Origin of the sequence: Cytobacillus sp. Bva_UNVM-123, assembly GCF_046351715.2 — a bacterium.
In the GTDB taxonomy this organism is placed as follows: Bacteria; Bacillota; Bacilli; order Bacillales; family Cytobacillaceae; genus Cytobacillus.
This window is the reverse complement of the sequence record NZ_CM177772.1, coordinates 4,718,592-4,742,391: the sequence shown is the minus strand read 5'-3', so window position 1 is coordinate 4,742,391 and position 23,800 is coordinate 4,718,592. Positions and strand designations below refer to the sequence as shown.

The following is a 23,800-nucleotide window of genomic DNA, read 5'->3' as shown; positions in this document are numbered from 1 at the left end:
AGTAGGAAATAGATTGCTAGAGTTTTTAAAAATTGTTAAAGTATTCCTCTAGGCCTTTTGTAATACCTACTGCTGCTTTTTTACGGAATTCAGTTGTTTTCAGCAATGCTTCTTCCTTCGGATTTGATAAGAACGCTAGCTCAACTAACACACTAGGAAGCTCATTCATCCGATTCACATAAAACTCTTGTTCTTTTACCCCTCTATTATAGGTGCCTAAAGAAGAAATTAAGCTTTTTTGGATCGCATTTCCTAATGTTTTGCTTCTTGGACCGTTAAAATTAACAGTTGAATTATAGTATGTAGTCGTTCCATTAGACGTAGCGGAGAAGGAATCCCCATGAATACTAATAAAAGCATCAGCTGTTGAGGCATTAGCAATATCCGTTCTTTCATATAGTTCAAGGAAAATATCTGTGCTTCTTGTTAAAGTAACAATCGCACCATAGCGCTCAAGTTCTTCTTTTAGCAGCAATGCAGTTCCTAAATTTACATCTTTTTCTCGCAATCCAGTCGGACCAACAGTACCAGCATCTTTTCCGCCATGGCCAGGATCGATAATAATACGTTTGCCACTAAGTCCATATTGGACAACTTTAATAGACACCTTGTCTGTGTAATCTCTTAATGTAAAAGAATAGCCTGGCTCAAAAGTAATAACAACAGATTTATCTGCACCAGTTGCAAATGTTTCAATCGATTGAATTCCTTGGATTTTTCCCGATGGAATTTCAATATCAGTTAATCCTCCAGTAAGCTTTAAGCGATTTGATGATAATGTTGTATAGGAGATTGAAAATTTGCTTGTCTTTTCCCAATTTAAAAAATGATCATTTTGCACAGTAGTGAACGTTGGAGCAATTAGTTGTTTCGGTGCCTGCTTCGTCGTTTGAGATTCTAGCACCCATCCTCTTTTTCCACTACTATTTTCAACATTTAGCCATCCATTAAGAGTGTTAAGCACTTTTAATGATTCATTTGCAGTAAGATTAACCGTGACTGCATAGTTTGTTCCTGCTCCTTTTCGGATAACAGCCCCTTTATTAGCACTAACATAGGTGTAAGCACTTTGAGAGACCGTCACTTCATAATTAGGGGTCCAGCCTGTTTTTCCGGAAGCACTTTTAATTTGTACCCAATGAAGCCCATTCACGTTAGGATTTTCATCTAATACGGTTACTTTGCTGTTGTATGTAAGTCGTTCAATTATTGCGGATTGGAAGGAGGCTTCAGCATATATGACAGCATTTTTTGTTCCAACATATTGTGTCGTTTCAGTATTAGTTGGCTTATCTGTTACGACAGATGAACTTATCCATACAATTTTATTAGTATTTGTCAGTGCTTTGTACCATAGATCACCATTCGAATCATATTCACTTGTAATAGCAGTTAACCGAGCTCCTTTAGAAGCTTGATCAACGACTGCATCATTTAAAGACGGACCGCTTCTTAAGTTAGCTACATCGACATTTACATATAATAAATTGCCTAAAGCTTGAGTGGAGCCTACACTGCTCGCTGGCACCCAGCCCATTAATGAGGAGTTTACTTCAACTCGTAGCCATGGTGCACCATTTGATGGAGTAAAATGGTCAAGGACTCTCACTTTTTGGTTGACTGAAAGCTTAGAAACTGAAGCATAAGACTCAGTTGCCCCTTTTCTAACATCTAACCCATTTTGATAGCTATAAACATAGCTGTTTACCTCTGGTAAGGTTGAAGGATCAGTAGTAGAAGGTGGACTAGGTAGATTTGTTGTTGCCTCAAAAGCTTTCTCATGTATCCATCCTTTAATTTTTCCTAAGTCAGCTCGATACCAAATTTCACCTTTAGCATTTGTAAATTTATCAATAATTGTAATCTTTTGACTCTTGTTCACATACGTAACGATCGCATAAGAGTCAGTCGCTCCTTTTCGAACAGGAGTCTTATCCACTTGAATCGTTTTTACTTCTGTAATAGGTGGTGGAGGATTAATCGTTGCATTAGATTTTAAATAATCTTGAATGACCCATCCTCGAATGGATCCTGTTTCAATCCGATACCAAATTTCCCCAATACTATTTTTAAAACTATCAATCACCTTGACGACTTTTCCATTAGATAGTTTGACGACTACATCATAAGAAGTAGTAGCTCCTTTACGAACATTTACCAAGCTTCCTGTAATAACAGCTTCTTTTCCAATCTCCACTTTTTGTTCTAATATCATACTTGCTGGAGGATTTAAGCCTTCAGCTTGTGCGAAGGTAGGAAAGAGGGCAGCAGTTGCTAAAACTGAGGAAGCGATAAGTTTTTTCATATTTTTCCCTCCATCGACATAAATATAGTTCACTTCTCTTATTCTAGCGAATAATGTCAAATGTTCCAACCCGTAAGAGTAAATATAGGACATTATTATTAGAAAAAAAATGATGAGTGTTTAAACTCAACCAAAAATGTAAATAACTGTCGGATTTATGCACTGTCCAAATTCCTTTTTATTACGAAGAAAAAGAGCAGCCAATGTAAGCAGCTGCTCTTTCGTTATTATTATGATAAACTATCAATCTAACTGGAAATACGTATTCCTTATATAAATGGAATATTACCATTTATTATCATTCGACTCATCTTGGTTCGTTTGAGAGGTTTGATTATCTGAAGTATAGGTTTGTTGAGAACCATCTAAAGTATTATTTAAGATTGTGCTTATTTCTGTAATAGATTCTTTTCTTGGTATATAGAAATATATACTATTAATGTATTGATCGTCGCCTTCTAATGTTAAGTTTTCAAATGTTGAATCTTTTATTTTTGAATAAAGTTTAATAAAACTTACGAATTGTGAAGGTGGAATATTCGTTTTTACATTTTCACCTAAATCCCTCATAATATCATCAATTTTTGAAATCGCTCCGAGTGAGGTGCCTTTATCAACGATGGCTTTCAGGACTTCTTTTTGACGATCATTTCTTCCTTTGTCACCAAGGGGATCTCCCTTGCGCATTCTAACATAGGCAAGTGCTTCATTCCCATTTAAATACATAGGTCCTTCCTGGAACGTTTTCCATTTAAGGCTTCCTGTTAATTGTGATTTAAATGTGAACGGAACGTTTACTTGTACGCCGTCAAGTGTATCGACGATATCCTCAAAACCTTCAAAGTTCGTTGTAATATAATAATCAATCGGAACATCAAGCAGCTTATTAACAGCTTCAATTGTTGATTCGACCCCTCCGTAGCTGAAGGATTCTGTCAATTTTATTTCTCTGCCAGCAGCAGGTACATATGTCCTTGTATCCCGAGGAATACTTAACCATAATACTTCTTCGGTTTGAGGGTTAACGGTTAATAGCATAACGACATCTGATCGTTGGCCTCCACCTTGTTCCTCAATTCCTAATAATAATATATTAAAAGCATCTTTTGTAATTTTTATTTCTTCGGTCCGATGGTCTTTCACTTTATTGCGATCTATTTCTTGGTAAATATTATCTGTAGCCATTTTGGCCTGATAGACAAGATTAAAAGCAAAATACGTTCCGCCACCTATTAATAAAAGGAAGAAAACAAGTACAAAATTACGCCAAAAACGTTTTTTCTTACTTTTCCTCCTAATTTCTCTTGATTTTGCCATTCTATCCCTACTTTTTTCAAAAGTTTTTTAAATGTGCAATCAATAGTTTATTTTAACGAATTTACACCTAATCGTAAACAACATATTTTTAGCAGTTCTACACTACCTCCTCCAAATACAGCAATTCTCCTTCTGAAATGATGCCTTGCCCATTTGTAAGCTCGGTCATCCAAGAGGAAAAGTTTTGAGATTGCTCTTCTTCAACGAAAGTTTCAATTTCGACGAGGTCTAAATAGTGGATGTCTTTTATGTTGTAAATGGATGAGCGGAGTTCATTTTCGACTTTTCCGAGCCATGTGTAGTCCATTTTAGTGTGCATGACTTTCATTAATTTACGTTCGACAATACCAGTTGCATTAATGCCGTCAGAGGTTGCTTTCCCGTAAGCTCGAATAAGGCCACCTGCTCCTAATTTTATGCCGCCGAAGTATCTCGTAATGACCACAACAGTATCTTTTAAGTGCTTTTTTTTCAAAACTTCAAGAATGGGAACGCCAGCCGTACCACTTGGTTCACCATCATCATTCGCTTTCTGAATTTGGTCGTTTTCTCCAATCATATAAGCTGAACAGTTATGAGTCGCATCCCAATGTTTCTTTTTGATAAGCTGGATAAATTCCTGTGCTTCTGCTTCAGATTCTGCTCTTGAAACATAGGAGATGAAACGGGATTTTTGGATGACAATTTCATGTTCTCCGTAACCTTTAACCGTATAGTAACGGGGTAGCATGCAATCGCTCCTTTCGTCATAAGATAAAACGTTGAAATTAGTAAACGCCTTCGTACACGTAACTTAAACTAGGCAAATTTAATTACTTCAGCAAAATCGTCTTTATACATTATAATTCGACATTGAAACATCTCGCAAATGTTAATAAGAGAAGAAGAGATTTTCAATTTAGATAAGTGTCTAGCTGTCATTGGATTTCCTTCACTTACTCTATATGTAGCAATATTATCGAAAAATATTTTATTTGCTTCAAATGCCATCGTCTCAATGTCTCAAGCCAATCCTCCTAGAAAGGTGCAGAACATCTTAGTGAGGTTTGTCCTGCTTTGTTGAGTGTAATGGTACATGCGCTAAAGTTTAAAATTTTTGAAGTTAGAGAACTGTCTAGCTCCAGCGCCTAGCGCCTAGCGAACTTCCTTTCCCCTCCCTACGATAAGTCAACATCGACTCGTTCCACTCGTCGTGTTTCCTTTATCTCATCGGGGGCAGTCCAGTTCGTACGTCGCTGACCAAGGCGCTTGCGCTTTTCTAAATGTAACCAAACTTTAATATTTGTAATTGATGTCCGTGATATAATAACAATATTTAGATGGTGAAAACTCATTTGGTGCAAATGTGTTATTAAAAAGGAAATAGGAAAAAGTAATAATACATGTTCATAATATAGGCGATAAGACTTATATGAGCAACCTAATTCTGTGCCTTTTTACGGAATTTTAGCTATTTGGGCATAATTAACATACGTCAGAGATGGTATATCTAGCCGTTTCAAGCTAAAATAATGATAGGCAAAGAATTGTAAAAGTCATAGGACAAATTACCGCTGATTAACGTGCTGTCTAATCCTCGTTTCAAGTTTGAGAGAACTAAAAATGGAAGTGAGGAATCAAATGGCCCGTAAATCCTCGACGACGGACATGATGTCCTAGTTAGGCGAAGCCACAGGACGTGGTGTATTGAGCGTGATGAATGATTCCATATTATGTGTGGGTGCCTTCCGTTTTTCAAAGTTTAGCTTCGGCGGCCCCGAGAAAGCCGCCTCTGCTTTTCCTTTTGGAGGATTTCTTTATGAACAAAAAAAAATTAAATACGAAATCGCTTGATCTTATTTTATCAAAGATGATTGATACAGTTGGAACTAGCAAGGATGAAATATTTCGTATTGGCGAACAATGTCGAAAGGATCATTTAACTTTAAGTGATGAATTGAAGGAAGTAAAGGAGCTTGTCAAGAAATCTATTATCGTAGGAGACAAGCTGGAAAGCCAAACACGGTTGGCTAGAAATCGCCTTTCTGAAGTTAGCGCACATTTCAATGATCATACAGAAGCTGAAGTTCGTGAAGCATATGAGAAAGCACATCGACTGCAAATGGAATATTCGATGAATATGCAATTGGAGAAACAACTTCGTGACAGGCGTGATGATATTGAAAGAAGGCTTGTTGGGCTTCACGAAACTATCGAACGAGCAGAACATCTCATCTCCCAAATTACCATTGTGATGAATTATTTAATGAGCGATCTTCAGCAAGTAGGGGAGATGCTCGAAGACGCAAGGATGAAGCAGGAATTTGGGTTGAAAATAATTGAGGCACAGGAAGAAGAAAGGAAAAGGCTTTCACGCGAAATTCATGATGGTCCAGCCCAAATGATGGCAAATGTCATGATGCGTTCAGATTTAATAGAACGTGTCTTTAATGAGCAAGGCGGAGTAGAAGCGATAAAGGAAATTCGGGATTTGAAAAAAATGGTCCGGAATGCCCTTTATGAGGTTAGAAGGATTATTTATGACCTGCGTCCGATGGCTCTTGATGATTTAGGGTTAGTTCCGACCCTCAAAAAATACTTGCAAACAACCGAAGAATATCACAAAACGATAAAAATTCATTTCCTGAATTTAAAGGAGGAAAAACGTCTTCAAACAAAATACGAAGTTGCTCTCTTCCGCCTTATCCAAGAATCTGTCCAAAATGCATTAAAACATGCTGATGCAGCAGAGATAATCGTTAAATTGGAAATTGATCATTCGAAGGTTATTGCTGTTATTAAAGATGATGGAGTTGGCTTTGATATTCAAGAAAAGAAAAAAGATTCGTTTGGTCTTATCGGCATGAGAGAAAGGGTAGAAATGTTAGAGGGACAATTAATTGTTGATTCAAAGGTTGGAAAAGGAACAGTTGTCATTATACAAATACCTTTAAATTTGTAGTGAACCATGATTTAAGTAGTATTACATAATATAGTGAAAAAATATCGATCATATCGGAGGGGAAGCAATTGACTACAAAGATTGTCATAATTGATGATCACCAATTATTTAGAGAAGGTGTAAAAAGGATATTAGATTTTGAAAAATCATTTGCTGTTGTTGCAGAAGGGGATGACGGAAGTGAAGCGATTTCACTTGTAGAGGAACATCACCCTGATGTCATTATTATGGATATTAATATGCCGAATATTAACGGTGTTGAGGCGACACGCCAATTAATCGAGAAATATCCGGAATCAAAGGTCATTATTTTATCCATTCATGACGATGAAAACTATGTTTCACATGCACTAAAAACAGGTGCTAGCGGCTATCTGTTAAAAGAAATGGATGCGGATGCTTTAGTTGAGGCTGTCAAGGTTGTTGCAGACGGCGGCTCTTATTTACATCCGAAAGTAACCCATAATCTTGTTAACGAATATCGCCGCCTTGCTGCTGAGGAATCTGGTCAGGGATATACACAGCAGGTTGAAATTCGCCGTCCATTACATTTACTTACTCGCCGCGAATGCGAAGTATTACAGCTTCTAGCAGATGGAAAAAGTAATCGTGGCATTGGAGAAGCGATTTTTATTAGTGAAAAGACAGTTAAGAATCACGTAAGTAATATTTTACAGAAAATGAATGTTAATGATCGCACACAAGCGGTTGTCGTAGCTATTAAAAATGGCTGGGTTGAAGTAAGATAGTAAAATTTGATGATTAGAAAAGGGAATGTGTCATCCTCGAGTAATCGAGCTATGGCATATTCCCTTTTTTTCGCAGGTTAACGGGCTGTAGAACCCCCATATTAAGAAGTAGGGAATATAAAATTCAAGAGGGTGGATTTAACAGCCCGTTAAGGCCCGACGATGGACAGGATGTCCTAGCCCAGGTGCGAAGCCACAGGACATGGCTCTTTGAGCGTGATTGGCTCAACTAAAAACCAGTGGGGTAAAGGCTTCCCACTGATTTAAGTTTCACTTTATCGCAGATTAATTTGAGGGGATAAGATTTGTCAATCATCCAAATTTTACTTTTGCGGAAATATCCGGAGACTGCGATTTCTTGAGGATTCATTAATTTGGCTTGAAAAAAATTTGCTTAGATGGTGTAGGCTTTCGAAAACAACGTGATAATATCGAATGCAAGCAATCAATACAACAATGCCACAGCAATGGTTTGTAAAAGAGAATTAATATTTGATCCCCTCTTCTTTGCATTTTGAATCATCAATAAAGTTTCTTCAATTTCTTCTGGCGTTGAAATGTCGATGAGCCAATCAGCTAATTCTTCTCCGGAAATAGAATAATCAATATTTGGAACTTTAATTCGTTTAATTCGCTTTAATTCGTTTGTTAATTGTCTTGATACTATTTCATGAGCTGTTTCAGCGTTAAGCATTCGCATATTTGCAATTGAAACAGTTTTACTATTTTTAATGATTACTCCCCTCCTAAAATAATCTTTTTCATCATAAGCAAATTAATAAATATGAAGATAGCCAATATAAAAATAATTAAACCGTAAATATACAGGCACTATAATATTTTACCTTTTTCATGAAAAAAATGATTCCTTCTTAAGGCCCATATACTAGAAGTATTGTGAAAAATTGCTCATAGAAAAACCTCTAATTTTGTCGAAAATGTAAAAATAGTGACATTTGATGATAAACTATTTACAAAATTAAACATTTTAGCTCAAAATAGGTATTATGGGAGGTGAAGAAATGTCTAGTCTAACCATTTTGCCTGATCCACTACTTATTGAAGCATATGAAAAGGCGATTAACATCGAACTTGATTCTAGTTTTATTAATATTCTTTTGAATGAACTTCAAAGACGAGGTATTGAAGTTATTGAAGAAGAAGGAATATCCATATTGAAAATTCAGTAACATATAAATACAGGGCATGTAAGATTTAATCGTAATCTAGTTATAATCTTCTACTCTACGAAAATATAGGTGAATCACTATCTATTTCAGCAGCTTTACTTGCCCCCTTGTACAAGAAGTAATAAATCTAGTGTACTTTCTTCTGTTAATGTCTATATCCTTCTAATTTCCATTTTGTAAATTTTCCCCTATATTATTAACCCCTTCTTTTCCACCAAATTTAATGCATTCCTATTTGAATTCATATAGAATGGAAGCTAGATATTAGTAGAAGAATAAGGAAGGTAATTTAATGATGAAAACGGCAGTTGTTACGGATAGTACAGCCTATATCCCGATAGAAATACGGAAAAAACTAAATATACATATGATTCCACTCAACGTAATTTTCGGAAATGAAACATATGAGGAAGAAGTTGAGATTAGTACGGTCGATTTTTATGAACAAATAAAACATAAAGAGCTTCCAACTACATCTCAGCCATCAGTCGGACAATTTGTCGAGCTCTTTGAAAGTTTAGCAAAGGATTATGACGCGGTCATAAGTATTCATCTTTCGAGTGGGATTAGTGGTACTTATCAGGGGGCTGTATCTGCAGGTAGTATGGTTGAAGGTATTAAAGTCTACCCGTTTGATTCCGAAATAAGCTGTATGGTACAAGGGTTTTATGTAATCGAAGCAGCTGAAATGGCCTTAGCTGGAAAAACGCCGCAAGAAATTATTTCCCGTTTTGAAGAAATGAAGCAAACGTTATGCGCTTATTTTATGGCAGATGATTTGTCGCATTTACAAAGAGGTGGTCGCCTATCAAGTGCGCAGGCATTAATCGGCAGCCTTCTACAAGTTAAACCACTCCTCCATTTTCAAGATAAAAAAATCGTTCCATTTGAAAAAATTCGTACACGAAAAAAGGCAATGAAGAGAATTGTCGAATTGCTTGGCGAGGAAGTTAAATCTGGAGAGTGTTATAAAGCGGTCATTATTCATGCAAACCGCGAACAAGAAGCTTTAGAATGGAGAGACGAACTCCAAGTCCAATTCCCGTATGTTGAGTTTATGATCAGCTATTTCGGCCCAGTAATTGGCACTCATCTTGGTGAGGGTTCAATGGGGCTCGGGTGGGTACAAAAATAAAAATCTATTATGATATTAGCTGCCATTGTTTCCGCTATAGTATCTTAAACAATGCAAATGATTCCCAAGCCAACTGAATGGCTATGTGCTTGGGAATCAAAATGCTTATACGGTTCTGCAAGTATTGAAAATTCAGATGAAAGGGTGTGTTTAATTCTACTTTACTAACCAAGTTGATGTATTATGTTCGCATTACATCTGTCTAATGAAATCATAAGGAGGTGATTGTTTGCGATTTGCCGTCCATCAAACAAAACTTGTTCCAAATAAACTCCTACTATCCCCTGTAAAAACATCCCCTATTAGTTCGATTGAACAGATCCCTTTGCAGCCATTAAACCTTGATTTTCAATATAATCAAGAACTTCAACAACAATTATCAGGAAGACAGCTTCTTCTAGATGATTTGCACTGTCCTATAGCTGACATCCAATTACATTATGAAAACGGGTATCTCATTTACAGAAAAGGGATTGCTTATAAAAAAAACAAACCGTCCTGTGTAAGGTGTGGTAATAAAGACAAGCGTTATTTTGCTAAATTTCCTTGTGCAAAATGTGGGGAGGAAGAATGCTTATATTGTCGCAAATGTATTATGATGGGAAGGATAAGCTCTTGTTCCCCATTATTAAGTTGGACGGGTCCGTGGCCTTTTTTGAAAGAAAGCCTATCAACTAAAGAAAAGAATTGTAATTCCTATCTTACTTGGAATGGTACTCTCTCAAAAGGCCAAAACATAGCGTCGGAACAAGTAGTAGCAGCTATTAATCAGAATGAGGAGTTTTTAGTTTGGGCTGTGTGTGGAGCTGGTAAAACAGAAGTGCTTTTCGAGGGAATTGATGAAGCCCTTACTTCCGGTAAAAGGGTTTGTATTGCAACACCAAGGACAGACGTTGTGCTTGAGCTTACCCCACGACTTCAAAAGGTTTTTCCGAACATAAAAGTAGCTTCATTGTACGGTGGCAGTGAGGATCGCTTTCTTAATACTCCATTGACGATTTCGACTACTCATCAGCTTCTTCGTTTCTATCAAGCTTTCGATACGATTATTGTTGATGAAGTTGATGCCTTTCCTTATTCAGTCGATGAATCTCTTCAATATGCTGTTCAGCAAGCGAGAAAGTCGAAATCTTCCATCATTTATCTTACGGCAACACCAAATCCTAAATGGCAGGCTGAATGCCGTATTGGCAGGAGAAAGTTTATTACGATTCCTGCACGTTTTCACCGTCACCCCCTTCCAGTGCCTGAGCTTCGCTGGTGTGGCAATTGGGAAAAGGCACTCCAAAAAAATCAGCTCCCTCGCAATATTCTTCAATGGATAAAACTTCGTCTTGCCGCCAAAAAACAATGTCTCTTATTCGTTCCAAAAATTAAAAAAATGGAAAAAATGCTTCCTATTCTCCGCAAGCTTCATCCAAATATAGAAGCGGTCCACGCGGAAGATCCGAACCGTAAACAAAAGGTCCTTGCAATGCGAAATAAGGAAATTCGATTGCTCATCACGACTACCATTTTAGAAAGGGGTGTTACATTTCCTAATCTAGATGTGGCTGTTCTCGGGGCAGAGGATCGGATATTTACTGAAAGTGCACTTGTGCAAATAGCAGGTCGAGTAGGGAGAAGTGCACAGGCTCCAGGAGGAGATATTGTCTTTTTTCATTATGGAAAAACAGAGGCAATGCTTTCAGCTAAAAAACAAATTATTAGGATGAATATAGAAGCAAGAAAGAAAGGGATGATAGATAATTGAACTTTGTCTTTTTTGTTTTAACGAGTTAATCCCTCAAGTTGGTTGGTCAGCAGTATTTTTGAAAAAAACGCCTAAGCCATTATGTGCCATATGTGAAGGGCGATTCTCTAAAATTAGCGGAGAAACATGCAAAAAATGTGACAGACCATTCACAAACGTAAATGACAAATTTAAAAAGAATGGTCATTGTTTAGATTGCATTCGTTGGGAAGAGGATCGAAAGTGGGCTGGAATTTTGGTAAAAAATTATTCTTCTGTCATATACAATGATTTTGCCCAAGAGGTGATCGCAAGATATAAATACCGCGGAGATTATATTCTTGCTAATGTCCTTGCCTTTTTTATTAAAGAAAAGCTCAATACAATTGAATTTGATGCTATCTGTCCTATTCCATTAAGTGAAAATCGCCTTTATGAACGTAGCTTTAACCAGTCAGAAGCCATCATTCTTGCTTGCGGCCATAAACCGAGTATGTTCCTTAAAAGGACACACGCTGAGAAGCAATCGAAGAAATCCCGTTCTGAGCGGATTCGTCTTCCGCAAGTTTTTCAGACGGAAGGAGACATTCGTGCAGGACATATTCTGCTTATCGATGATATTTATACAACTGGTTCAACTCTTAGACATGCGGCAAAAGTTCTGAAGGAAGCCGGAGTACACTCCGTTAGTTCGCTGACATTTGCCCGCGGTTGAAAAATTTTCAGTAATCTGTCATTTTTAAATTAGGTAACTAGCGATATAATGAAGAAAATAAGAGAGTATCCAGTTTGAATTGTGAGATCTACCCAAAACGTTTGAAAACGAACTGAATAAAGTAATGCCTTTGGCGAATACTTCCTATTTTTTCAAGGAATGTGCCTGCCTATTCGTCAAGGTGAATTGATCTTAAGGGGGAGCAGAAATTGGCTGAACTGACAAATTGCCCAAATTGTGGAGAGATTTTCGTGCGAAATCAGTTTCGCGATATTTGCCAGAATTGCTGGAAGGAAGAAGAAAAATCGTATGAGAGAGTATATCAATTCATTCGTAAACGTGAAAATAGAACCGCGACAATGGCTCAAGTCGTTGAGGCAACTGAGGTTGAAGAAGCATTATTGCTAAAATTCATTAAAAGTGGCCGCCTAAAATTAGCCCAATTCCCGAACTTAGGTTATCCTTGCGACAAATGTGGAACGAACATTCGTGAAGGCAAACTTTGCGCTTCATGCACAGATGAATTTCGCAAAGATCTTAGTACACACACGATGGAAGAAGAGAGAAGAAAAGAAATCGAAAAAAGAGAGAAACATACAACCTATTTTGCGGTCGATGAGAAATTCAGAAGACGAGGGAATTAAAGGATATCCAACTGGATATTCTTTTTTTATTGGACAAAAATGAAGAGATTTTACTTGAAAAAGGTCAAAAGCTTGCTTCTAACGACTAAAGAAAGGATGGATGAGGAAGAAAATGGTCGATAGAGTGCTTCTATCGGTCAAAAAGCGCGAGAAAATACATAAATATTGTCAATAAGCCATTTCTATCAGCCAATGAATGGTTGCAAAAGGAGAAAAATGGCCAATAGTCTATTAAAAAGCGCAATATATGAGTGGTCAATAGCTCATTTCTATCGGGCTATAAAATAAATGCATGTTAAAGAAAGTAGATAAAGATTTTTTATTGTGTTTTCGCTTAGCGGCCAGCAAAAAAAAGAAAACCATTTATTAATTTTCAACCATTTTTCTTTTACTCCAAAGTTAGATTGAATTTAATAATATTCCGTTTCCACCGATATTAATTTTACAGAAAGTATTTGTACGGGAGTGGAACATATGCAAGTCAGCAATTATCCTACTTATAATCAAATACCGATTTCAGATCAATCCATTGAGTTAAGGCAAGGGGAAGTCTATCAAGCTACGATAAAAGAAAAATTATCTGAAAACGAAGCAATGATCCAAATTCGCGGAAGAGATCAGGTTGCGATGTTTGAGGATGGAGTGCCATCCGAAAATCGTGTAACGGTTCAAGTTAATGGACAAAAGGATCAAGTTGTCCAAGTTAAAACAATTGCAACGGAAAATGCCAAATTAGAGACCCAAATTTCAAGCGAAGAAAAAATCTTAAAAAGTGTTGGATTAACTGGAAAAGAGAGCGCAGGCTTAAAGCAGGCTGTCCAAATTTTATTAGATAAAGGTTCGCCATTATCAAAAGAAATTGTAAATGATTTGAAGGCATTTATCGATCAAGCAGAAGGACCGTTAGAATCAAAAATTGAAACAGTGAAAGCACTTGCGAATAAACGATTAGAAGCTACTCATAATCAACTCCGAGCCATTCATGAAGCTTTGCATGGGAAACCATTAAATGAAGTACTAACCGATTTAGCAAAAGAAATTGATCCCGAATTTAAGCTTGAAAGCAATGAACGGGTTTCTGGAAGACAACAAGAGCAAGCAGTTCCTAAAATGCCTTCGAAGGAAACAGAAACGGTTAAAATAGTTGAACAACAAAATATAAATAGTAAAGAAACCATCGCAAATGAAGGAACTAAACAAATTCAACAAGCGAAAACGGCGAATGAAGCGAGTGAGCTTGTTCGAAAAAGCAGAGAATTAATTGAGAATGAGCCTGACTTAAAAAAAGCAATTCAGCAAATTAGAGAGGCTGTTGTTAATAATCCTAAAATCGATCGCGAGCTCGCACAGCAAATTGAAAAGGTGGCTGCTGAAGCCGAGAAGCTGCAATCGATTGGAAAGGAACGTCTTCTTCAAGCATTAAAAGAGGTCGAAGCTCAATTTTTGAAAAAAGAACTGACTTCAGCACAATCAAATATAGGAACGAATCAAACAAGGGGAACGGCTACAGTCAGTAATCAAGAAGGCTCGTTAGCTAATCTCGTAAAAGGATTGCAAACAGAAGTTTCAAAGGACCCAAATATTTTGCGGTCAATAGAAAAGATAAGAAATCAAATGAGCGAGAATTCTCGTTTTCCTAAAGAGGTTGTTGAAAAGGTAAGTCGGGCGATAGAAGAAGCAACTGCTTTAGCGAGACAAGGTCGAATGACAGCAGGAAAAGATGTTTTAACGAGTGCTTTATCTGAAGTTCAAGCTGAAGTTGAGAAAGTAGAAGGAAGAGGACAGCAGCCAGCTCAGCCAATTGGCGGCATGACAGAGTCTAGTCAGCGGGTGCAGACATCCCAACCTGTGCAGGCAATGGAAGCAAATCGTGCGCAAGCAGAAGTTCGCATGAGTGATTTTGTGCGTGAAGTTAAAGCTCAGGTACAGCAAGAACCAAATCTTGAAAGAGCAATCGAAAAAGTGCGCGATCAAATTGTAAACAATCCAAAAATCACTCAAGAAGTTGCCCAAAAAATTGAACAAGCGTTAAGAGAAACAGCACAGCTTAAGCAAATGGGCCAAGAATCAGCAGGTCGAGAGCGGTTGCAGCAAGCATTAGCGAAAGCGGAAGTGGAGCTGAAGCAAGTAGAAGCGCGTCAACCATCAACACCGACTGAGCCACCGAGGCAACCAGCTCAATCGACACAAGGCTCACAAGCGCCACAACCAGATCGAAATGCGAATGATCAACGCCCAAGTGAAACGGCAAATAGCGGTAAAATTGAATCACAAGCAAACCGTCAGCCAGTAGAGGTACGTTTAAGTGAAATTGTGAAAGAAGTAAAAGCAGAGATTCAGCGAGAACCAAATCTTGAGCGAGCAATCGAAAAAGTGCGTGACCAAGTTGTCAATCATCCAAAAATCGAGCGAGAAGTCGCCCAAAAAATCGAACAAGCGTTAAGAGAAACAGCTCAATTAAAGCAAATGGGCCAAGAATCAGCAGGTCGAGAGCGGTTGCAGCAAGCATTAGCGAAAGCGGAAGTGGAGCTGAAGCAAGTAGAAGCGCGTCAACCATCAACACCGACTGAGCCACCAAGGCAGCCAGCTCAATCGACACAAGGATCACAAGCGCCACAACCAGATCGTAATGCGATTGACCAACGCCCAAGTGAAACGGCAAGCAACGGCAAAATTGAATCACAAGCAAATCGACAGCCAGTAGAAGCACGCTTAAGTGAAGTTGTAAAAGAAGTGAAAGCAGATATTCAGCGAGAACCAAATCTTGAGCGAGCAATCGAAAAAGTGCGTGACCAAGTTGTCAACCATTCAAAAATAGATCGAGAAGTTGCCCAAAAAATTGAACAAGCGTTAAGAGAAACAGCTCAACTAAAGCAAATAGGTGAAGAATCAGCAGGTCGAGAGCGGTTGCAGCAAGCATTAGCGAAAGCGGAAGTGGAACTGAAGCAAATAGAAGCCCGTCAACCATCAACTCCGTCTGAGCCACCAAGGCAGCCAGTTCAATCGACACAAGGATCACAACTTGATCGAGGTACAATCGAACATAAAAGCGAGGTCGTAAAGGCAGACGCCCAGCTTGCAACGAAAGAATCCGAATTAAAAGACTCTCTTAAACAAATACGTGAGCAGCTTCAAACTGAGCCTGACCCGAAAAAGGTCCTTCAAAAAGTTCAGGAACATATCGTTAATAATAAAAACATCGATCCAGAAGTTTCGCGCAATATTGAACGTCTTGCCAACCAGGCGAACCAACTTGACCAAGCAGGTCGAGAGCGGCTCATTAAAATGCTGCAGCAAGTAGAATCAGCATTGAAGCAAAATGCACAAGCAAAAATAACTGAATCGAGTTCAAGCACGAATACAAAAGAACAACAAGCATTAGCAAATCAGCAGCAAAACAGCGCCCTAGATGCCGATGAAACGTTAGAGCAGCAAGTAAAGCTAGCTGAAACGAAACCTTCTGAAACGATCAAACAGGCTTTACAGCAATTACAAAAAGAGTCAAATCTTGAACAGGCATTAAACCAGATGAGAAAAGAAATTACGAGCAACCCGAATATCGATATGAAAACAATCGACAAAGCTGAAAAAGCACTTCAGCATGCGACCCAGCTCCATGACAAGGGCAGGGAAATTGCTGCACGTCAACATCTTTCAAAAGAATTAACGGAAATCCAACAGGAACTTGTAAAAACAGAGCCGAAACAAACTCAACAGCAACCACTAACTCAAGATCAGTACGATATAAATGAGCAACTGCAATCGATGCAAATTCAATCAAAGGACATTCTAGTTACAAAAGTAACGCAAAAACTAGCACAGGCAACACATGATTTCCGTGAATTAAAGCGAGAAATCGTAAGAAACTTAGACAATGTCAATCGTCTTGTTGATACTTTTAAAAACAATGCCTATCCACAGGCGAAACAAATGCTGGAAACGGCGATTAGCAAGCTGGATAATGCGATTTTAAAAAGTGAAATGATGCTTTTTACCGATATGAAAACGGAAAAACAGCTTATGCAAGCAAGTTCTCAATTAGCAGAAGCAAAAAAACTTCTTGCTAAAGGAGACCACACTCAAGCGAATAAAATAATTAACGAAGTGAAAACATTGGTTGATAAACTTATTTTCAAACCGACAGAGCAAAAAATCATGCACTTCGTAAATAAAGAAAGTATGGCACTCGAAAACCGTTCGCCATCGCAAAATTTACTAGCTCAATATGGACAGGCAACAGCGAATCAAGAGCCGTCAGCACGACAAATGTTCGAAATGGTTCGCTCGTTAGGATTAAACCATGATAGTGATATTGCGAATTCACTTGTTTTCCAGAAAAACGGGGAGTCACAGCAGGAGCAGCACCAACAACAAAATTTAAAAGCGGCTTTATTGAAATTAACGCAAGGGGAAGAAGCAAACTCAAAAGTTGCCCAGCAAGCAGAACAGGCGCTCACGAATCTTACTGGACAGCAGCTGTTAAGTAAGTCTGATGCCAGCGGCACTTTACAAAGTATGTTCTTTAACCTGCCAATGCTATTAGGTGGGAAGCCGGAAAACCTCCAAGTTTTTATTAATTCTAAAAATGAAGGACAGCAGGTTGATTGGGAAAACTGTAATCTTTACTTTTTACTAGAAACAAGAAAACTTGGCGATGTCGGGATACTTCTGAATTCAACAGACCGAAATTTATCCATCACGATAAAAAATGACATGCCAAGGTTTAAAGAGCGGATGGAGCCGCTTGCTGCTTTAACAAAGGAGAAGCTTCAAGAAGTTGGCTACAACGTAAATAGTATTCATTTTACTAGAATGAATGCGGCTCCGAGCAAGCCGGTCTCTCATGAAAAGCAAGATCATGAAGTGAAACCGACAAGACCTGTCTTCACTGAGAAGGGAATGGATTTTAAAATATGAGAGTTTCCCATTTTTATAACCAAAAAAAGCGAAGAGAAATCAACGGTCCGTCGGCTGCTGTTATTAAGTATGATGAAGAAACCGGAAAATCACCTATCGTCGTTGCTCAAGGAAAAGGCCAGGTTGCCCAGCAAATTATCGCGTTAGCTCGTCAAAATAATATCCATATGCAAGAAGACTCTTCACTCGTCGCAAACCTATTAGATATGGACTTGGGGGATAATATTCCCCCTCAGCTTTACTCGGTTATGGCAGAAATTCTAGTCCTAATTGAAGAAATGGAAAAAAACTATTAAACACTTGAAAAAACTGTCGATAAAAGTAACAGATAACCAATTTGGAGGTGCAAATACGTGACTGGTATTTTCACAGAGTCAGCCATCCATCAGAAATCACCTCAAGAAATTACAGCGCTGCTTTATGAAGCCTGTTTAACAAACTTAGAGGAAGCCATCGAAGATATTACGAACAAAGACTATGTTTTTGCCAATAAGAAATTACAAAAAGCAAACGACATTCTTCATCGCCTTGGTGCCGGTCTTAACTATGAAGCAGGCATTATCGCAGACCAGCTAGATGTACTTTACAATTATATGGCTGATAAAGTAGTTGAGGCTAATTTACATAAAGATGTCTCAATCATTAAAGAAGTTCTCCAAATAGTAGAGGATCTTTCATCTTCATGGAATCAAGCCATGCAGAACAAACATGCAGACCCTAAAGCAGCTATTAGGCAAAAAGCTTTAGCCTATGAAAAAAACGTCTTTATGGAAGATAACTAAATTAATTTATAATAGAAATTCAACTTCAAAGGAGTAAGAAAAAATGAGAATTAATAATAATATTCAAGCGCTAAATGCTTACCGCAATCTTTACCAAAACCAATTTAATACATCAAAAAACCTAGAGAGATTATCTTCTGGTCTACGCATTAACCGTGCTGCTGATGATGCAGCAGGTCTAGCCATCTCTGAAAAAATGCGCTCTCAAATCCGCGGCTTAAAGCAAGCGGAAAGAAACTCGCTTGACGGCGTGTCTTTAATGCAAGTAGCTGAAGGCGCAATGACAGAAGTACACTCTATGTTACAACGTATGCGTGAGCTTGCTGTACAAGCAGCGAATGATACGAATACGACTTCTGATCGTGAAGCTATTCAATTGGAAATTGACCAATTACTTAAAGAAATTGATAGCATCGCTAATAAAACAGAGTTTAACACACGTAAATTATTAGATGGTTCAAGTGCAGTGGATACACAATTCCTTTCTGGAACAAATTCAGCTACGAATATGCTACAAGTACCGACTGTAACAGACCCAACATTAGTAACAGGTAAATATCAAATTGATGTTGAAAAAGTTGAAGAAGTGTATACGATCAATCAGCCAGGTGCTGGTATTAGCAATAGTGATGTTTTATCTATAGGTAATGATCAAAAGTTACCACTTGGAGAGTATTCTATTGTAGTTACAAACTATCAAGGTGATGGTGTAAATGGAAATGCTACAATTGAAATCTTTGATCCAAATGGATTCAGTCTTGGCTCAAGTGCATTCAAGGTAGGACAGTCATCAGGTTCAACAGTAAAAATTGGACAAGAACCGAATCAAATATCCATTAATACAAAGGAAATTAATGGTGATGGTACAGCTAAGATTCAAGTAGAGAAAAAGCTAACAGTTTCTGTTTCCATGCAAAACAGCAGCGGTGGTACTGTTCCAATTACATTCTCAAAGGAAATTACAACAAGCAATGGCGTTGTGAAACATGGTGGAATGGAAATGAAGTTTGGAACAGATGTTAAAAATGGTACAACAAAATTTGATTTAACGAATAAAGCTCTTACATTCCAAATTGGTGCAAATACGAACCAAACTTTAAATATAGATGTTCCACAACTAAGTACGGTCAAGCTTGGAATTAATACAATCAGCCTACTTAACCATAAAGATGCAAATGATGCTCTTTTCAGATTAGAAAAAGCAATTAACCAAATTTCATCAACACGTGCGAAATTAGGGGCGACTCAAAACCGCTTAGAGCACTCTATTAACAACCTACAAGTGACTCACGAAAACTTAAGCTCTGCTGAATCTCGCATTCGTGATGCAGATATGGCGCTTGAAATGACAGAGTTCACAAAGAATAACATTCTTAACCAAGCAGCTCAAGCGATGCTTGCGCAAGCAAACCAATTGCCACAAGGAGTTCTTCAATTGCTTCAAGGATAATTTAAACAGAAGAGGCAAGTCCTATTATTCAGGGCTTGCCTTTGTTTAATGATAAAGTATAATATTTTGAGTTAGATGAGTATCTGGTTCAAGGAACATTACCGATTCAATAGTGTAAGAGAGGCTAGTTTACTTGGAACTTAATTTTTCAATTGGTAGCAAGCTTCTATAATTTACAGTTTTCCACTGATTGAATAATATCTTTATGGTAAAATACGTCTATGAGAACTTGATTATTGTTATAAAAAGGGGCGGCTAGCAGATGGAAGTCCAAAAAGTAGGTAAAATCGATGTAAGTAAAGTTCAAGGAAAAAATAATATACCAGCTGAAAGTGTCACTTTTCAAGAGGTTATGTCAAAAAACCGACAGCAAACCGTTTATGATAAGATGACAAAAATGGTGCAGGAGATTGAAGAACAAGGAAAGGTCCTTGTCGAAAACCGTACTGTTGACCAACTGCGTAAATACAAAAAAATGATTAAAGGCTTTATGGAAGAAGCGGTACAAAATGGATTACAGCTCGAAGAACAACGAGGATTCAACCGCCGTGGCCGGACAAAGATTTATAAAATTGTTAAAGAAGTCGATAAAAAATTAATTGACTTAACAAATACAGTTCTTGATAAAGAGAAAAAGTCAATGGACATTTTAAGTATGGTTGGAGAGATAAAAGGTTTACTTATTAATATTTACACGTAAAAAACTATTAGTGAGTCTGCTAATAGTTTTTTTACGATTAGGCTCTGTTAAAGGGAATTGTTGATTTATGCACCTGTTGATTGGAGCGGAAGGTGCGAGACTCCTGCGGGAGGAAGGGACAGGGAAGACCCCGTAGGTGTGATAGCACCGAGGAGGCTTCCGGACCGCCCGCGGAAAGCGAGCAACCTGGAGTGGAAATCAACAGCCAATGTTAACAGAGCCTACGATTAAAATAAATATGCAAAACCCTTTAACAATTGCATTAAATAACCGATATAAAAGACAGACTCCAACTAAGAAGTCATGTTGAATACAATCGTTTTTTTTAGTTGCAAATATAAATCGATCAAATGACAAAATTCTATTTCATAATAAACAACATGTATTCATCTACCTCAGAATATGAACTTGAAAGATACTCGAAAAAAGGGGTGACATAAAGATGAAAATAAATAATATCGGACAAGTCAATTTAAATCCATATAATAGACAAATGGAAAAAATGGAAGGCATTGCGAAAGCTAGTAAGCGTGATAAACTTGAAATTTCAACAGAAGCGAAAGAATTGCAAAAAGGCAATCCAATTGAACTAGAACGGAAACAATTCGTCGAAGAATTGAAAAATAAAGTTGATTCTGGCCAGTACGAAATTGAACCAAAAAAGATTGCAGAGAAAATGTATTCTTTTTGGAATAACGAGTTTTAGGAGGGAACTAAATGCCTCTTGAAAAAATGAAACGAAATTTAGAAAAACTCATTGAACACCAAAAAGATTTATATAAAATTGCCGTTGAGAAGACGGATATTATTATTAGAAATGATATAGAAACACTTCAAACAATCTTAAAGCAAGAGAATAAGCATATCCAGATTATTCAAAAACTTGAAGCTGAAATTTTTAAATTAGGCAAAGAAATTTCAGAGAAAAAAGGGATCATTGATGCAAATCTTACATTATCTACAATGATTGAGTATTTCCCTAATGAACAAAGAGAGTGCCTTTATGAATTAAAGGAAAGCTTGGCAGCTCAATTATTGAGTTTGCAGCAGCGTAACCAATTGAATCAAGATATGCTTGAACAATCCTTGCAATTTGTAAATTTATCATTAGATTTGTTAATTCCGGATATGGAATCCTTCAATTACAATCCAACAGTACAGGATGAACAGAAAGAAATTCATTCTCTTTTCGACTCAAAAGCTTAACGGAGGTACGAATTATGATTTCAACTTTTCATGGGCTAGAGGTTGCCAGACGTGGAATGCAGACCCAGCAAGCTGCTCTATATGTAACAGGGCACAATATTTCGAATGTGAATACACCAGGGTATTCTAGACAGCGTGTTAATTTTGCCCAAACAAATCCATTTCCAACACCTGGGATCAATCGACCACAAATTCCGGGCCAGCTGGGAACTGGGGTTATGGCAAAAAGTATCCAAAGACTGCGTGATAGTTTCATTGATACACAATACCGGTCTGAAAGCAGCAAATTAGGCTATTGGCAGGCTAAATCCGAAGTCCTTACTCAAGTAGAAAATATTATGAATGAGCCAACTGATACAGGTTTGGCCCACACAATGGATGAGTTTTGGAATGCCCTGCAAGATTTATCTGTTCAGCCACAAAATGATGGTGCAAGACGGGTTGTTCGTGAACGTGGGATTGCTTTAGCAAATACGTTTAATTATATATACGACTCGCTGCAATCTGTACAAAAGGATTATCGAAATGAAATTGATGTTACCCAGCAGCGCGCAAATTCGATATTAAGACAAATTAATCAAATAAATAAACAAATTGGTTCGATCGAACCCCATGGCTATCTGCCTAATGATTTATACGATCAGCGAGATAAATTAATTGATGAACTGTCTAGTACCATGAATATTAAAGTCGAAAGAAGAACAAGTGGTGGCATGGCTTCTTCAGAAGCAGAGGGCTTAGTCGATATATACATAACGACTCCTCAAGGCGATGTTCTAAAAGACGTAAATGGAAGACCAATCAAGCTAATTGATTCTCAAACACATACCGCAGTCGGGATTCATATTCAATACGAAAGTCGATTAGAATTAGACAGTCCTGTAACAGGAATTAAGTTTTTTGAACTAAATGAAAATGGCACAGGCTTTAAAGGAGTAGGTACAAATACAGAAGCTGATAACAATACATCAGCAGTCAGATACGAGCTTGATAATTTTACTTCATTTAATACAAATGGGCGTCTAAAGGGCTTTATCGATGGCTATGGTTACAAAGACAAGGATGGCAATCTAAAAGGTACATATAATGATATGTTAGCTGATTTGGACCAAATGGTTTATACATTTGCTACACATTTCAACCTTGTCCATAGTGCGGGATGGAGCTTAAATGAAATTCGTGATGGAGAAAATAAAGCCCTTGATTTCTTTACATTACCAGATGCAACAGACACTAACTTCAAAGGAATTGCTGGAAAAATCAAAGTGTCTGACGAAATTTTAAAGGATGTCCAAAATATTGCCGCTGCTGCGGAAGGTAATGTTCTTTCAGGTACATTTAATCGCAACTCTTCAGTTAACAAGGAGACATTAGGGAATCCGATATTTACTGGAATTTATGATAAAGAAAACGCTCCACAGGAATGGAAAGATGCAAAGGACATTGAAGTAAGCATTCAATATACAAATGGAAAGTGGCAGTATAAGTTAACAGCGAAAGATAAGGATGGGAATGATATCTCTAGTGTCCCAGCGACAGGGTATACTGAATTTACAGAGAATCCTGAGACAATACTTGGGGTGAAGCTAGACTATTCCAATGTCTCTAAGCAATCTGCCGGAGACACTTGGACTACAACTTTCTCTGCAAACGGAATGTCTGCAAGTGACGAAGCTTTTATCGGAAATGGCTCGAATGCTTTAAAGCTTGCTGAAGTGAAAGACGCTATTCTAAGCTATGGTGGAAATATGACAAATGTTCATTCTTTCTATCAAGGGGTTATTGGAAAACTAGGGGATAACACGTCTGAAGCAATTCGCATGGAGGATACTGCGACGATTATGAGGGATTCGGTCGAATTCCGAAGAATGTCCATTAGTAATGTATCACTTGATGAAGAAATGACAAATCTAGTTAAATTCCAGCATGCTTATAATGCTTCTGCAAGAAATATTACAATGATTGATGAAATGCTTGATAAAATCATTAATGGCATGGGTATTGTCGGTAGATAGGA

At 37.7% G+C, this 23,800-nt stretch carries 19 protein-coding genes; 15 read left to right on the top strand and 4 right to left on the bottom strand.

Annotated features, from left to right (window positions below; all coding sequences use genetic code 11):
* Window positions 1-25 precede the first annotated feature (25 nt).
* The 3 genes from KDN24_RS24290 to KDN24_RS24280 all read right to left on the bottom strand — a co-directional run bounded on the left by KDN24_RS24290 (window position 26) and on the right by KDN24_RS24280 (window position 4,352).
* Window positions 26-2,305: an N-acetylmuramoyl-L-alanine amidase gene (locus tag KDN24_RS24290; protein WP_409973269.1), complete on the bottom strand. Its 2,280-nt coding sequence runs from the start codon at window positions 2,303-2,305 to the stop codon at window positions 26-28.
* Window positions 2,306-2,590: 285 nt separating this feature from the next.
* Window positions 2,591-3,622 carry an LCP family glycopolymer transferase gene (locus tag KDN24_RS24285; RefSeq protein ID WP_409973270.1) on the bottom strand — a complete coding sequence of 344 codons (1,032 nt, stop codon included), beginning with the start codon at window positions 3,620-3,622 and terminating at the stop codon, window positions 2,591-2,593.
* Window positions 3,623-3,719: 97 nt separating this feature from the next.
* Entirely contained in the window at window positions 3,720-4,352 is a 633-nt protein-coding gene (locus KDN24_RS24280) for a YigZ family protein (RefSeq protein WP_409973271.1), read from the bottom strand.
* 1,068 nt (window positions 4,353-5,420) lie between these two features.
* Here KDN24_RS24280 and KDN24_RS24275 point away from each other — a divergent pair.
* On the top strand, window positions 5,421-6,563 hold the full coding sequence (locus tag KDN24_RS24275) for a sensor histidine kinase (RefSeq protein WP_409973272.1): 1,143 nt from the start codon (window positions 5,421-5,423) through the stop codon (window positions 6,561-6,563).
* 68 nt (window positions 6,564-6,631) lie between these two features.
* Window positions 6,632-7,312 (top strand): response regulator, encoded by a 681-nt coding sequence (locus KDN24_RS24270; RefSeq protein WP_409973273.1) that lies wholly within the window; start codon window positions 6,632-6,634, stop codon window positions 7,310-7,312.
* Window positions 7,313-7,757: 445 nt separating this feature from the next.
* On the opposite strand, the gene KDN24_RS24265 is transcribed toward KDN24_RS24270, so the two are convergent.
* A complete protein-coding gene (locus tag KDN24_RS24265) occupies window positions 7,758-8,006 on the bottom strand; it encodes a hypothetical protein (protein ID WP_409973274.1) in 249 nt (82 codons plus the stop codon).
* A gap of 328 nt (window positions 8,007-8,334) precedes the next feature.
* Between KDN24_RS24265 and sda the strand changes: the two genes are divergently transcribed.
* The 13 genes from sda to flgK all read left to right on the top strand — a co-directional run bounded on the left by sda (window position 8,335) and on the right by flgK (window position 23,798).
* Window positions 8,335-8,502 carry a sporulation histidine kinase inhibitor Sda gene (gene sda, locus KDN24_RS24260; protein WP_409973275.1) on the top strand — a complete coding sequence of 56 codons (168 nt, stop codon included), beginning with the start codon at window positions 8,335-8,337 and terminating at the stop codon, window positions 8,500-8,502.
* A gap of 295 nt (window positions 8,503-8,797) precedes the next feature.
* Window positions 8,798-9,637, top strand: coding sequence for a fatty acid kinase binding subunit FakB (gene fakB / locus KDN24_RS24255; protein WP_409973458.1), 840 nt, complete (start codon window positions 8,798-8,800; stop codon window positions 9,635-9,637).
* Window positions 9,638-9,866: 229 nt separating this feature from the next.
* Window positions 9,867-11,390: an ATP-dependent helicase ComFA gene (locus KDN24_RS24250; protein ID WP_409973276.1), complete on the top strand. Its 1,524-nt coding sequence runs from the start codon at window positions 9,867-9,869 to the stop codon at window positions 11,388-11,390.
* A 235-nt stretch (window positions 11,391-11,625) separates the two neighbouring features.
* Window positions 11,626-12,084, top strand: a complete 459-nt coding sequence (locus KDN24_RS24245; protein ID WP_409973277.1) for a ComF family protein — start codon at window positions 11,626-11,628, stop codon at window positions 12,082-12,084.
* Window positions 12,085-12,293: 209 nt separating this feature from the next.
* Complete coding sequence (locus tag KDN24_RS24240; protein ID WP_409973278.1) at window positions 12,294-12,728, top strand: TIGR03826 family flagellar region protein; 435 nt, start codon at window positions 12,294-12,296, stop codon at window positions 12,726-12,728.
* Between the two features lie 474 nt (window positions 12,729-13,202).
* The gene (locus KDN24_RS24235; RefSeq protein WP_491348204.1) at window positions 13,203-17,645 is read left to right on the top strand and encodes a hypothetical protein; all 4,443 of its coding nucleotides are present in this window, start codon (window positions 13,203-13,205) and stop codon (window positions 17,643-17,645) included.
* Window positions 17,642-17,941, top strand: coding sequence for an EscU/YscU/HrcU family type III secretion system export apparatus switch protein (locus KDN24_RS24230; protein WP_409973280.1), 300 nt, complete (start codon window positions 17,642-17,644; stop codon window positions 17,939-17,941). The genes KDN24_RS24235 and KDN24_RS24230 overlap by 4 nt, the downstream gene beginning before the upstream one ends.
* Window positions 17,942-17,998: 57 nt before the next feature.
* Window positions 17,999-18,427, top strand: coding sequence for a flagellar export chaperone FliS (gene fliS / locus KDN24_RS24225; RefSeq protein ID WP_409973281.1), 429 nt, complete (start codon window positions 17,999-18,001; stop codon window positions 18,425-18,427).
* Window positions 18,428-18,470: 43 nt separating this feature from the next.
* Window positions 18,471-19,877: a flagellin N-terminal helical domain-containing protein gene (locus KDN24_RS26380; protein ID WP_525931258.1), complete on the top strand. Its 1,407-nt coding sequence runs from the start codon at window positions 18,471-18,473 to the stop codon at window positions 19,875-19,877.
* A 262-nt stretch (window positions 19,878-20,139) separates the two neighbouring features.
* Entirely contained in the window at window positions 20,140-20,577 is a 438-nt protein-coding gene (locus tag KDN24_RS24210) for a YaaR family protein (RefSeq protein ID WP_409973282.1), read from the top strand.
* Between the two features lie 442 nt (window positions 20,578-21,019).
* Entirely contained in the window at window positions 21,020-21,283 is a 264-nt protein-coding gene (gene flgM, locus KDN24_RS24205; RefSeq protein ID WP_409973283.1) for a flagellar biosynthesis anti-sigma factor FlgM, read from the top strand.
* 11 nt (window positions 21,284-21,294) lie between these two features.
* Window positions 21,295-21,783, top strand: coding sequence for a flagellar protein FlgN (flgN, locus tag KDN24_RS24200; RefSeq protein ID WP_409973284.1), 489 nt, complete (start codon window positions 21,295-21,297; stop codon window positions 21,781-21,783).
* 14 nt (window positions 21,784-21,797) lie between these two features.
* Window positions 21,798-23,798 (top strand): flagellar hook-associated protein FlgK, encoded by a 2,001-nt coding sequence (flgK, locus tag KDN24_RS24195; protein WP_409973285.1) that lies wholly within the window; start codon window positions 21,798-21,800, stop codon window positions 23,796-23,798.
* Window positions 23,799-23,800 lie beyond the last annotated feature (2 nt).

Excerpts from the sequence above, each read along its gene's own strand:
- KDN24_RS24290 (WP_409973269.1), bottom strand. The coding sequence starts at position 2,305 with ATGAAAAAACTTATCGCTTCCTCAGTTTTAGCAACTGCTGCCCTCTTT.
- KDN24_RS24285 (WP_409973270.1), bottom strand. The coding sequence starts at position 3,622 with ATGGCAAAATCAAGAGAAATTAGGAGGAAAAGTAAGAAAAAACGTTTT.
- KDN24_RS24280 (WP_409973271.1), bottom strand. The coding sequence starts at position 4,352 with ATGCTACCCCGTTACTATACGGTTAAAGGTTACGGAGAACATGAAATT.
- KDN24_RS24275 (WP_409973272.1), top strand. The coding sequence starts at position 5,421 with ATGAACAAAAAAAAATTAAATACGAAATCGCTTGATCTTATTTTATCA.
- KDN24_RS24265 (WP_409973274.1), bottom strand. The coding sequence starts at position 8,006 with ATGCTTAACGCTGAAACAGCTCATGAAATAGTATCAAGACAATTAACA.
- sda (WP_409973275.1), top strand. The coding sequence starts at position 8,335 with ATGTCTAGTCTAACCATTTTGCCTGATCCACTACTTATTGAAGCATAT.
- fakB (WP_409973458.1), top strand. The coding sequence starts at position 8,798 with ATGAAAACGGCAGTTGTTACGGATAGTACAGCCTATATCCCGATAGAA.
- KDN24_RS24235 (WP_491348204.1), top strand. The coding sequence starts at position 13,203 with ATGCAAGTCAGCAATTATCCTACTTATAATCAAATACCGATTTCAGAT.
- KDN24_RS24230 (WP_409973280.1), top strand. The coding sequence starts at position 17,642 with ATGAGAGTTTCCCATTTTTATAACCAAAAAAAGCGAAGAGAAATCAAC.
- KDN24_RS26380 (WP_525931258.1), top strand. The coding sequence starts at position 18,471 with ATGAGAATTAATAATAATATTCAAGCGCTAAATGCTTACCGCAATCTT.
- KDN24_RS24210 (WP_409973282.1), top strand. The coding sequence starts at position 20,140 with ATGGAAGTCCAAAAAGTAGGTAAAATCGATGTAAGTAAAGTTCAAGGA.
- flgM (WP_409973283.1), top strand. The coding sequence starts at position 21,020 with ATGAAAATAAATAATATCGGACAAGTCAATTTAAATCCATATAATAGA.
- flgN (WP_409973284.1), top strand. The coding sequence starts at position 21,295 with ATGCCTCTTGAAAAAATGAAACGAAATTTAGAAAAACTCATTGAACAC.
- flgK (WP_409973285.1), top strand. The coding sequence starts at position 21,798 with ATGATTTCAACTTTTCATGGGCTAGAGGTTGCCAGACGTGGAATGCAG.